This window comes from Arenimonas sp. GDDSR-1, assembly GCF_025980345.1.
Taxonomy (GTDB): domain Bacteria; phylum Pseudomonadota; class Gammaproteobacteria; order Xanthomonadales; family Xanthomonadaceae; genus Arenimonas.
Map to the genome: position 1 here is coordinate 23,395 of NZ_JAPDUI010000010.1, position 10,507 is coordinate 33,901.

Annotated in this window: 12 protein-coding genes and 1 riboswitch; of the genes, 7 read left to right on the plus strand and 5 right to left on the minus strand. The window is 61.3% G+C overall.

Going from position 1 to position 10,507, the window contains the following annotated elements; all coding sequences use genetic code 11:
* Entirely contained in the window at positions 1-969 is a 969-nt protein-coding gene (gene dusB, locus Q0W88_RS03210; protein ID WP_297799945.1) for a tRNA dihydrouridine synthase DusB, read from the plus strand.
* On the opposite strand, the gene Q0W88_RS03215 is transcribed toward dusB, so the two are convergent.
* Entirely contained in the window at positions 966-1,400 is a 435-nt protein-coding gene (locus Q0W88_RS03215; protein ID WP_297799947.1) for an OsmC family protein, read from the minus strand. The genes dusB and Q0W88_RS03215 overlap by 4 nt on opposite strands.
* A 173-nt stretch (positions 1,401-1,573) precedes the next feature.
* On the opposite strand from Q0W88_RS03215, the gene metK reads away from it, so the two are divergent.
* The 4 genes from metK (at position 1,574) to Q0W88_RS03235 (ending at position 5,885) form a co-directional block, all read left to right on the plus strand.
* Entirely contained in the window at positions 1,574-2,785 is a 1,212-nt protein-coding gene (metK, locus tag Q0W88_RS03220) for a methionine adenosyltransferase (RefSeq protein ID WP_297799950.1), read from the plus strand.
* A gap of 85 nt (positions 2,786-2,870) precedes the next feature.
* Positions 2,871-2,952: riboswitch (S-adenosyl-L-homocysteine riboswitch) on the plus strand.
* Positions 2,953-2,972: 20 nt separating this feature from the next.
* Positions 2,973-4,394 carry an adenosylhomocysteinase gene (gene ahcY, locus Q0W88_RS03225; RefSeq protein ID WP_297799951.1) on the plus strand — a complete coding sequence of 474 codons (1,422 nt, stop codon included), beginning with the start codon at positions 2,973-2,975 and terminating at the stop codon, positions 4,392-4,394.
* Between the two features lie 49 nt (positions 4,395-4,443).
* Complete coding sequence (metF, locus tag Q0W88_RS03230; RefSeq protein ID WP_297799953.1) at positions 4,444-5,265, plus strand: methylenetetrahydrofolate reductase [NAD(P)H]; 822 nt, start codon at positions 4,444-4,446, stop codon at positions 5,263-5,265.
* 20 nt (positions 5,266-5,285) lie between these two features.
* Positions 5,286-5,885 (plus strand): hypothetical protein, encoded by a 600-nt coding sequence (locus Q0W88_RS03235; RefSeq protein ID WP_297799956.1) that lies wholly within the window; start codon positions 5,286-5,288, stop codon positions 5,883-5,885.
* Here Q0W88_RS03235 and Q0W88_RS03240 read toward each other — a convergent pair whose 3' ends face one another.
* The 4 genes from Q0W88_RS03240 to Q0W88_RS03255 form a co-directional block, all read right to left on the minus strand.
* Entirely contained in the window at positions 5,886-7,157 is a 1,272-nt protein-coding gene (locus Q0W88_RS03240) for a HAMP domain-containing sensor histidine kinase (protein ID WP_297799958.1), read from the minus strand.
* Entirely contained in the window at positions 7,141-7,827 is a 687-nt protein-coding gene (locus Q0W88_RS03245) for a response regulator transcription factor (protein ID WP_297799961.1), read from the minus strand. Before Q0W88_RS03245 ends, Q0W88_RS03240 begins: the two co-directional genes overlap by 17 nt.
* Positions 7,828-7,847: 20 nt before the next feature.
* Positions 7,848-8,267, minus strand: coding sequence for a hypothetical protein (locus tag Q0W88_RS03250; protein ID WP_297799964.1), 420 nt, complete (start codon positions 8,265-8,267; stop codon positions 7,848-7,850).
* A 209-nt stretch (positions 8,268-8,476) separates the two neighbouring features.
* Positions 8,477-9,352 (minus strand): RimK family alpha-L-glutamate ligase, encoded by an 876-nt coding sequence (locus tag Q0W88_RS03255; RefSeq protein ID WP_297799966.1) that lies wholly within the window; start codon positions 9,350-9,352, stop codon positions 8,477-8,479.
* Positions 9,353-9,394: 42 nt separating this feature from the next.
* Here Q0W88_RS03255 and thiS point away from each other — a divergent pair, with 42 nt between their 5' ends.
* Positions 9,395-9,595, plus strand: a complete 201-nt coding sequence (gene thiS / locus Q0W88_RS03260; RefSeq protein WP_297799968.1) for a sulfur carrier protein ThiS — start codon at positions 9,395-9,397, stop codon at positions 9,593-9,595.
* A 39-nt stretch (positions 9,596-9,634) separates the two neighbouring features.
* Positions 9,635-10,429, plus strand: a complete 795-nt coding sequence (locus Q0W88_RS03265; protein ID WP_297799971.1) for a thiazole synthase — start codon at positions 9,635-9,637, stop codon at positions 10,427-10,429.
* The last annotated feature ends 78 nt before the right edge of the window (positions 10,430-10,507 follow it).

Below are 10,507 nucleotides of genomic sequence, written 5' to 3' on the forward strand. Positions count from 1 at the left end.
ATGCACATCGGGCCGCATGCCATTTCGCCGAACCTGATCCTGGCGCCGATGGCCGGCGTCACCGACAAGCCGTTCCGGATGCTATGCAAAAAAATGGGCGCAGGCCTGTGCGTCTCCGAGATGACCATCTCCGACCCGCGCTTCTGGCGCACCAGCAAATCGGTGCATCGCATGGATCACTCGGATGAAGCCTCCCCGATTTCGGTGCAGATTGCGGGCACCGATCCGGCGCAGCTGGCGGAAGCGGCGCGCTTCAATGTTGACCACGGCGCACAGATCATCGACATCAACATGGGCTGTCCGGCCAAAAAAGTCTGCAATGTCCTGGCCGGCTCGGCTTTGATGCGTGATGAAAAACTGGTGGCTGCGATCCTGAGCGCCACCGTCAAGGCCGTCGAGGTGCCGGTCACCCTGAAAATCCGTACCGGCTGGAGTCCCGATTCCCGCAATGCACTGGCCATCGCCCGCATTGCCGAGGACTGCGGCATCCAATCCTTGGCGGTGCATGGCCGCACGCGTCAGGATTTCTATACGGGCGCAGCCGAATACGACACCATCGCCGCGGTCAAGCAGGCCGTGCGCATTCCGGTGGTGGCCAACGGCGATATCACCGATCCGCTCAAGGCCAAATACGTTCTGGAATACACCAAAGCCGATGCGGTGATGATCGGCCGCGCGGCGCAGGGCCGACCCTGGATTTTCCGGCAGATCCAACATTATCTGGACACCGGCGAACTGCTGCCGGAGCCTTCTGTGGCATTCATCGCCGAAACCCTGCTCGGCCATCTGCGCCAGCTGCATGAATTCTATGGCGAGCCGCAGGGCGTGCGCATCGCCCGCAAGCATCTGGGTTGGTACAGCGCCGAACAGGACAATGCCGCCGAATTCCGGGCGCGGGTCAACAAGGCCGAAACGGCAAGCGAGCAGACCGCGATTACCGAGGATTATTTCTCGGCGCTGATGGCTTAAGCCAGCGTCGCTTCCAGCGTCACCGGCACCGCCAGCGCCCGCGAAATCACGCAGCCGGCCTTGGCGGCTTCGGCGATTTCGGCGAACTGCGCCGAAGTAATTCCCGGCACGCTTGCTGAAACGATCAGGTGCACACCGGTCACCGTCGGACCCGGATCCATGCCCGGTTCCATCATCGCTTCGGCCCGCGTGTCGATCCGGTCCGGCGTGAATCCGGCTTTGCCGAGTACCGCTGCCAGTGCCATGCTGAAGCAGCCGGCATGCGCGGCGGCCAGCAGTTCTTCGGGATTGGTGCCTTTCTCGTCGCCGAAGCGGGTTTTGAAGGAATAGTTCTGGTCGGCGAACAGGCCGCTCTGCGGCGTGCTCATGCTGCCCTTGCCGGCCATCAGATCGCCTTCCCAGCGTGCGCTTGCGATGCGTTTGAATCCCATGACAATCCCCTGTAAATGCTTGTTTGGAAACGTCACTTTAGCAAATTCTGGGCCAGTTGAACGGCGGCTAAACCGGAGGGGTCAAAAAGTTGATGCGCACCGGGGCGTTTGCCTGTATTCTATGCGCTCCCCAAGTTGTATCTTTCTATCTCGATTAAAGGATATATGCCGCGATGAGCAATTACCTGTTCACTTCCGAGTCGGTCTCCGAAGGCCACCCGGACAAACTCGCCGACCAGATTTCCGATGCCGTCCTCGACGCCATCCTGGCCCAGGACAAGCACGCCCGCGTGGCCTGCGAAACCCTGGTGAAAACCGGCGCCGCCATCGTGGCCGGTGAAATCACCACCTCGGCCTGGGTCGATATCGAAGCACTGGCCCGCAAGGTCATCAACGACATCGGCTACAACAATTCCGACGTCGGCTTCGACGGCCACACCTGCGCCATCATCAACATGATCGGCAAGCAGTCGGTCGACATCAACCAAGGCGTCGACCGCAAGCGTCCGGAAGACCAGGGCGCCGGCGACCAGGGCTTGATGTTCGGCTATGCCACCAACGAAACCGAAAGCTTCATGCCGGCAGCCATCCATCTGTCGCACCGTCTGGTCGAACGCCAGGCCAAAGTGCGCAAGCAGAAGAATTCGCCGCTGCCCTGGCTGCGCCCGGACGCCAAGAGCCAGGTCACCCTGCGCTATGAAGGCGACAAGGCCGTGGCCATCGATGCCGTGGTGCTCTCGACCCAGCACGATCCGGGCATCAAGCAGAAGGATCTGATCGAGGCCGTGCGCGCGCACGTGATCGATCCGGTGCTGCCGGGCAAACTGCTGCACAAAGGCACCAAGTACCACATCAACCCGACCGGCAAGTTCGAAATCGGCGGCCCGGTGGGCGACTGCGGCCTGACCGGCCGCAAGATCATCGTCGACACCTACGGCGGCTGGGCCCGCCATGGCGGCGGCGCCTTCTCGGGCAAGGATCCGTCCAAGGTCGACCGTTCGGCCGCCTACGCCGCCCGTTACGTGGCCAAGAACGTGGTCGCCGCCGGCTTGGCCGACCGCTGCGAAGTGCAGGTCAGCTACGCCATCGGCGTGGCCGAGCCGACCTCGATTTCGGTCACCACCTTCGGCACCGGCAGGATTCCGGACGTACAGATTGAAAAGCTGATCCGCGGCCACTTCGACCTGCGTCCGTATGGCATCAGCAAAATGCTCGACCTGCTGCACCCGATTTACCAGCGCACCGCCAGCTACGGCCACTTCGGCCGCAAGCCGCAGGAAGTCAGCTATGTCGACGGTCACGGCAAAACCCACAAAGCCACTGCGTTCAGCTGGGAAAAAACCGACGTCGCCGAAGCCCTGCGCAAGGCCGCGAAACTGAAGTAATCCGGAACCGGGGGCGGCGCAATCCGCCCCCGTTTTCACATGTCATTCCGGTGCAGGCGGTATCATAAGGCCTGTACCAAAACACCCCATCGAGGGGCGCTGCAAGCACCGCTGAGGCGGAAGCACAGGCTCGATGGCGGTCGTCACTGCAACTGCGCCCGCTCACTTTGATCTTTAAGGAGCGTGCATGAACGCCGTTACGAAACTGAAACCCGATTACAAAATCGCCGACATCGCCCTGGCCGACTGGGGCCGCAAGGAAATCGACATTGCCGAGGCCGAAATGCCGGGCCTGATGTCGATCCGCAACAAATACGCCGCCCAGGCCCCGCTCAAAGGCGTGCGCGTGACCGGCTCGCTACACATGACCATCCAGACCGCCGTGCTGATCGAGACCCTGAAGGACATCGGTGCCGACGTGCGCTGGGCGTCCTGCAACATCTTCTCGACCCAGGACCATGCCGCCGCCGCCATTGCCGCCAGCGGCACGCCGGTATTCGCCTGGAAGGGCGAAACCCTGGAAGAATACTGGGATTGCACGCTCGACGCGGTCACCTTCCCGGGCGGTAAGGGCCCCGAACTGGTGGTCGATGACGGCGGCGACGTCACCCTGCTGCTGCACAAAGGCTATGAAATGGAACAGGGTTCGGATTGGGTCAACACCCCGTCCGGCTCGCACGAAGAGCAGGTCATCAAGAATTTGCTGAAGCGCACCGCATCCGAACGTCCGGGCTTCTGGACCAATGTGATGAAGGACTGGCGCGGCGTTTCCGAGGAAACCACCACCGGCGTACACCGCCTGTACCAGATGATGGAAGTCGGCGGCCTGCGCGTGCCGGCCATCAACGTCAACGACTCGGTCACCAAATCCAAGTTCGACAACCTGTACGGCTGCCGTGAATCGCTGGCCGACGGCCTGAAACGCGCGATGGACGTGATGCTGGCCGGTAAGGTCGCCGTGGTCTGCGGCTACGGCGATGTCGGCAAGGGCTCGGCCCATTCGCTGCGCGCCTACGGCTGCCGCGTGGTGGTCACCGAAATCGATCCGATCAATGCCCTGCAGGCCGCGATGGAAGGTTTTGAAGTCAATACCGTGGAAGCCACCCTGGGCCGCGGTGACATCTACGTCACCACCACCGGCAACAAGGATGTGCTGACCCTGGAACACATGCAGGCCATGAAGGACCAGGCCATCGTGTGCAACATCGGCCACTTCGACAACGAAATCCAGGTCGATCGTCTGAACACCTCCGGCGCGGTCAAGCTCAACATCAAGCCGCAGGTCGACAAATACACCTTCGCCAACGGCAACGCCATCTACCTGCTGGCCGAAGGCCGTCTGGTCAACCTGGGCTGCGCCACCGGCCATCCGAGCTTCGTGATGTCGAACTCGTTCTCCAACCAGACCCTGGCGCAGATCGACCTCTGGGCGAACAAGGACGTGTATGAGCCGAAAGTCTACATCCTGCCGAAAAAGCTGGACGAGGAAGTGGCCCGCCTGCATCTGGAGAAGATCGGCGTGAAGCTGACCGTGCTGACCGACGAACAGGCCGCTTACCTCGGCGTCGCCAAGGAAGGTCCGTACAAGCCGGAACACTACCGCTACTGAGTCCCCGGAAAGGGCGCGCATGCGCCCTTTCTTTTGTCCGGAACCTGCCATGAAGATTTCCTACGAGTTCTTTCCGCCGAAAACCGACGAGCAGCGTGCCCAGCTCGACCGCACCGCGGCCGCGCTGAAGATGCATGCTCCGGAGTTCGCTTCGGTGACCTTCGGAGCCGGCGGCTCGACCCTGAGCTATACCGGGGAAACGGTTCAACGGCTTGCCGAAACCCATGGCCTGAATGCGGTACCGCATCTGAGCTGCATGGGCGGCACCCGCGACGAAATCCGGGGACTGCTCGATCAGTACAAAGCCCAGGGCCGTAAACGCATCATCGCCCTGCGCGGCGACCTGCCCTCGGGCATGGCGCGCGCCGGCGACATGCACTTCGCCGCCGATCTGGTGCGTTTCATCAAAACCGAATACGGCGACACGTTCGACATCACCGTCGCCTGTTATCCGGAGTTCCACCCGCAGGCCGAAGATGCCGAATCCGACCTCGCGCGCTTCGCGGAAAAAGCGGCGCTGGGCGCCAGCTCGGCGATTACCCAGTACTTCTACAATGCCGATGCCTACTTCCGTTTCGTCGAGGATGTGCGCCGGCGCGGCATCACCATCCCGATCATCCCGGGCATCATGCCGATTTCGAATTTCTCGCAGATCCGCCGGTTCTCGCAGATGTGCGGCGCCGAGATTCCGCGCTGGATGGCCCAACGCATGCTGTCCTATGGCGACGATGCCGCCAGCATCCGCGAGTTCGCCGCCGACTGCGTGGCCGGCATGTGCCGTCGACTGCTCGAGGGCGGCGCCGATGAACTGCATTTCTATACCCTGAACCTGGCCAAACCCACCGAAGCGGTGCTCTCGCGTTTACGCTGAAGCTGCGCTAGAGTGCCGCTATGGCATCATTACGCATCAGCGTGTTGTTTCTCCTGCTGGCCGGCAACGCGGCATCGGCACAGGACATGCACCGTTGCCTGCGCGCCGACGGCAGCGTGATTTATACCGATCGCCTGTGCGAACCCGAACAGACCGAAAAGCCGGCCGCAGCCACGTCCGGCCCGGCACCGCCGCAAGCATCGCGATCCGGCCGGACCGGTCTTCCGCCGCCGCCCGCATGCAGCAGAAATCCCGAGGACCTGCTTTACAGCGTCCGTTCCGCCATCGACATGAAGGACGTCAACCAACTGGTGAAAAGCTACCATTGGGTCGGTGTCAGCCAGGATCAGTCGGAAAGCCTGCTCTCGCGTCTGGACGCCATGGTGGACCGGCCGTTGCTGGATGTGCAGCTGCTGTATCCCGAGCCCAAGACGCCGGCGCCGTCGGATGTACCTGAAGAGGAACTGCCCGATACCGCGGATTACACCTACCGGGAATCGCCGCGGACTTTGCCGTCCGCCCTGAAAGTCATGCAGTACAAGAGTGCGACGGCCACTGAGACGGTCAGTACGGTATTCCGCCTGCAGCGGCATTATCAGTGCTGGTGGATCCGTTTCTGATCAGCTGAAACGCAGAACGGCGACCGCGCCGCCTTGCTCGCGCGGTGCGATACTCACTTTCCAGCCATACAGTTCACACAGACGGCGCACGATGGACAGACCGATGCCGCCGCCGGTGGTGTTGCCGACGCTCGAGCCGCGGTAGCCGCGCTCAAACAGGCGCTCGGCATCTTCGGTGCTCAGACCCGGCCCGGTATCCTCGATGGCGATGCAGTCGGCTTCGACCCGGCAGCGCACCTCGCCCTCGACCGTGTATTTGCAGGCATTGCCCAGCAGATTGCCGATGGCGACCGAGAGCACCGCTTCCGGCGCTTCGATGATGACGCCTTCCAGTCCTTCGACGAAAATCTCGACCGGCTTGTTCGCCAGATGCGGACGGTTCGCCTCTGCCAGCTGGCGTACCAGTTTGGCGATGTCGCAGCTGCCCATGCCGCGCTCGTTGCGCGACAGCATCAGCAGGGCGGTGGTCAGATCGGTGCACTGCAGCGCAGCGCGATCGATGCGCAACAGACGCTGGCGCATCTTGTCGGTGATGTCGGGATTGGCCAGAAGCAGTTCCGTGGCGCCGCGGATGACCGCCAGCGGCGTGCGCAGCTCGTGGCTGACATCGGCATTGAACTCGCGGTCGCGGCGGACGATCTGGGTCATCCGGCTGGAATAATCATCAAGCGCGGAGGCCAACTGGCCGACTTCATCGTCCGGAAATAGCGGCGCCAGCTGTTGGCTGCTTTCCTTACCGACCATCATGCGCAGCCGACGGGCCAGTTCCAACACCGGACTGATCACGCGCGAAGACGACCAGATGCCGATGAGCCAGGCCAGGAGGGAGAACACCGCAATGGCGCCGATGACCAGAAGCACCAGGCGCTGCTCGCTCAGGCTGGCGCTGGTGACGTCGTAACGGACATAGCTGACCAGATCGGCATCACGCCGGATGGCATATTTGTACCGGTGCAGCTGGCCGTTGCCGTCGACTTCTTCGATATCGTATACGCCGGTTTTCAGATTCTGCAGCACCAACGGCATTTTATAGGCGTTGCGCGTGCTCCAGATTTTGGCCGAGAGCATCGAAAAAGTGGCGGTGCCCTGCGGATTGGTGCGCACCTGTGCCACGAAATTATCGACTTCGCGCTGCAGCGTGCTTTCGATCAGCTGGCCTTCCAGCTTGGACCTCAGGTACAGGGAGGACAAGGCGAACAGAGCCGTCAGCCCGAAGCCCAGCAGGAAAAAGGAGAAAATGATACGGGTTCGGAGTCTACGCCTGTACTGCATCGGGATCGACGATTCGATAGCCTATGCCATGCCGCGTCTGGATCAGCGCCGTCGGAAACGGCTTATCGATGGCCGCACGCAACCCGTGGATATGCACGCGCAGGCTGTCGGAATCGGGCAGCTCTTCGCCCCAGACCCGGGTTTCCAGTTCGTTGCGGGTCACCACCGAAGGCGAGGCTTCCATCAGAGCCTGCAGGATTTTCAATGCGGTCGGATTGAGCTGGATCGATTCCCCGCCGCGGCGCACTTCCAATGTATCGAGATTGAACTCGAGATCGGCAATGCCCAGCGTGCGCGAGACATTGGTCTTGGTGCGGCGCGCAAGCACCTGCAGGCGGGCTTCCACTTCCTGCAACGCAAACGGCTTGACCAGGTAATCATCGGCACCCGAGTCGAAACCGGCGAGCTTGCTTTCCAGCGAATCGCGCGCGGTCAGCATCAGTACCGGAGTCTGTTTGCGGCCCTCCATGCGCAGCTTGCGGCATACTTCAATCCCGTCAATGCCGGGCAGATTGAGATCGAGCACGATGGCATCGAAGTCATTGACCACGGCCAGATGCAGTCCGGTCACGCCATCGGCGGCGTAATCGACCGTGTGGCCGCGGTCTTCCAGATAGTCGCCCAGATTAGCAGCGATGTCGCGGTTGTCTTCGATCACCAATAAGCGCATTTTTCGAATCTCGGTTGATGTCACTGTTTAACGTTCACGCCATCCAACTGTGTTTTTTCATAGGCCCTGCGCTTGGCGCCGGCCGTGGTGCACGATTTCTTTTTCATGTTCGTACCGACCGGTTGCTCGAAAGTACAGACCATTTTGCTGTCGGCGAAGGCCTGTTTCAGAATTTCATTGACCTTGTTCTGTGCCTCCAGAGCATCCGCGGATGTCAACTGACCGCCCTCCAAGGCATCCAGCGACTGATCCAAGACCTTTCGTTTGTCCGGCGTCATTTCAACATAATCGACCTGAGTCAATTTCTGGTTAATGTCGAGCCGTTGCTGCGCAATATTGCCGGCCGTCAAAGACAGTTGTACAGCCGATGCATCCCTAGCTGACGCTACATCAATATGTGAAGCGAGCAGCAGAGCCGAAAAAATTACAAAATTCTTCATCTTTAAAATCAAAAACCTATTCAATAGTGGTTTTTTAAGAATAGCATCATTCACGGCGCACCATTAAAAACCCGGCAAGCGGTTGCCCGCTTGCCGGGTCAGGGCTGTGAAGCTCCGATTACCATAACCGGTTGGTTGCTGACGAGGCGCGCAAACCGAAGAGATGGTCGGACAAGGCTAGACCTCAATGCGTTAATATTTCGTTAATTCTATCTGATGATTTGGTTATTCACGACGCTGTTTTGACCGTTTATCCGGGAAATCAGCAAATCAAGCATCGACCCGGCAATATCGGCGCCGGTGGCGGTCTCCAGGGCCTCGAAACCGGGGGCGGCATTGACCTCGAGCAGCATGGGTCCGGCCGGGGTCCGGAGCAGATCCACGCCCGCAACCGAAAGTCCGAGCGCGGCCGTTGCCGCAAGCGCCAACGCCGTTTCGGCCGGATCCGGGATGTGCACCTCGGCCCTGCCCCCCAGACGGACATTGGCCCTGAATTCCCCGGGCGGCGCCGTCCGCGTGATGGCGGCAATCACCCGGCCGTCGCAGACAAAGAGCCGCAGATCACGACCCGCCGCCTCAGCGATGAACGCCTGCACGGTGAAGGGCACTCCGCCCGCATGCAAAGGCCCCATCACGGCAAGAGCCGAGGCCGTATCCGCAACGCGGTGAATGCCCCAGCCGCCGGAACTGGCGTCTTCCTTGATCAGCATCGGAAACACGAAAGGCAGCTTTGCGAGGTCGGTGGCGCTCCGCACTGCCGTGCCGGCAACACTCGGCGGCATCGGCAGCCGACCATCCGCGAAGACCCTCATCGCGGCCGGTTTATCACGGGCCAGCGCCACTGCTTCCGCCGTATTCAGGCAGACGGCTCCGGCAGACTGCAGATGGGCCAGCCAGAAACCGCCCTGATTCTGCCAGATCGGCCCGAAGCGAGGTATAACGCCGTCGAAGAATTCGGTGCCCCCGTGTTCAACCGGAACCAGAGGATCGAGGATGCACATTTCGGCACCGCGCTCCCGCGCAGCAACCTGCAGACGATGGTTGGTATACAGATCCGGGATCCGCGATAACACCGCAATCTTCATGGTCCGGTTTCCCGTCGCCCGTGCAGGCGTTAAACTGTGTGCATGGAATTGTATCTCAACGGCGAATTGCGGCACTTTGACCACGACCTCGACATCCGGCAGCTGGTCGATCAGCTCGGCCTTTCCGGGCAGCGCTTTGCCGTGGAAGTGAACCGGCAAATCGTGCCGAAAAGCCGGCATGCCGGCCACGCGCTGCAGAACGGTGACCGCATCGAAATCATCCAGGCCATGGGTGGCGGTTGAGGGCTGACGGCAAGCCGCGATTCAGGCGATAATACACGCATGACCACGCCGACCATCCACGACCCGCTGATCATCGCCGGGAAACACTACCGCTCCCGCTTGCTGACCGGAACCGGGAAATTCGCCGACTTCCAACAGACCCGCGAAGCGACCGATGCGGCGGGCGCCGAAATCGTCACCGTTGCGCTGCGCCGGACCAATCTCGGACAGAACAAGGGGGAGCCGAACCTGCTGGATTTCCTGCCGCCGGACCGGTTCACGTTGCTGCCCAACACGGCCGGCTGCTACAACGCCGAAGACGCCGTGCGCACCTGTCAGCTGGCACGCGAACTGCTCGATGGCCACACCCTGGTGAAGCTGGAAGTGCTGGGCGATCCCAAGACCCTGTTTCCGCATGTCACCCAGACGCTGATTGCCGCCGAAAAACTGGTGGCCGACGGCTTCGATGTGATGGTGTACACCTCGGACGATCCGATCATCGCCAAACAACTCGAACAGATCGGCTGCGTGGCGATCATGCCGCTGGCGGCCCCGATCGGATCGGGACTCGGCATCCAGAACAAATGGAGCCTGCTCGAAATCATCGAAAACGCCACGGTTCCGGTACTGGTCGATGCCGGTGTCGGTACCGCATCGGATGCTGCCATCGCCATGGAGCTCGGTTGTGACGGCGTGCTGATGAATACCGCCATCGCTGCCGCGAAGGATCCGATCCTCATGGCTTCGGCGATGTGCAAAGCCGTACAGGCCGGCCGTGAGGCCTTTCTGGCCGGTCGCATGCCGAAACGGCGCTATGCCAACGCCTCATCGCCGCTGGATGGCCTGTTCTTCTGATGGCGGATAACGAATCCCACTCCCCGGAAAAATCCGTCCGCAGCATCCGCAGCTTCGTGCTACGCCAAGGCCGGGCCA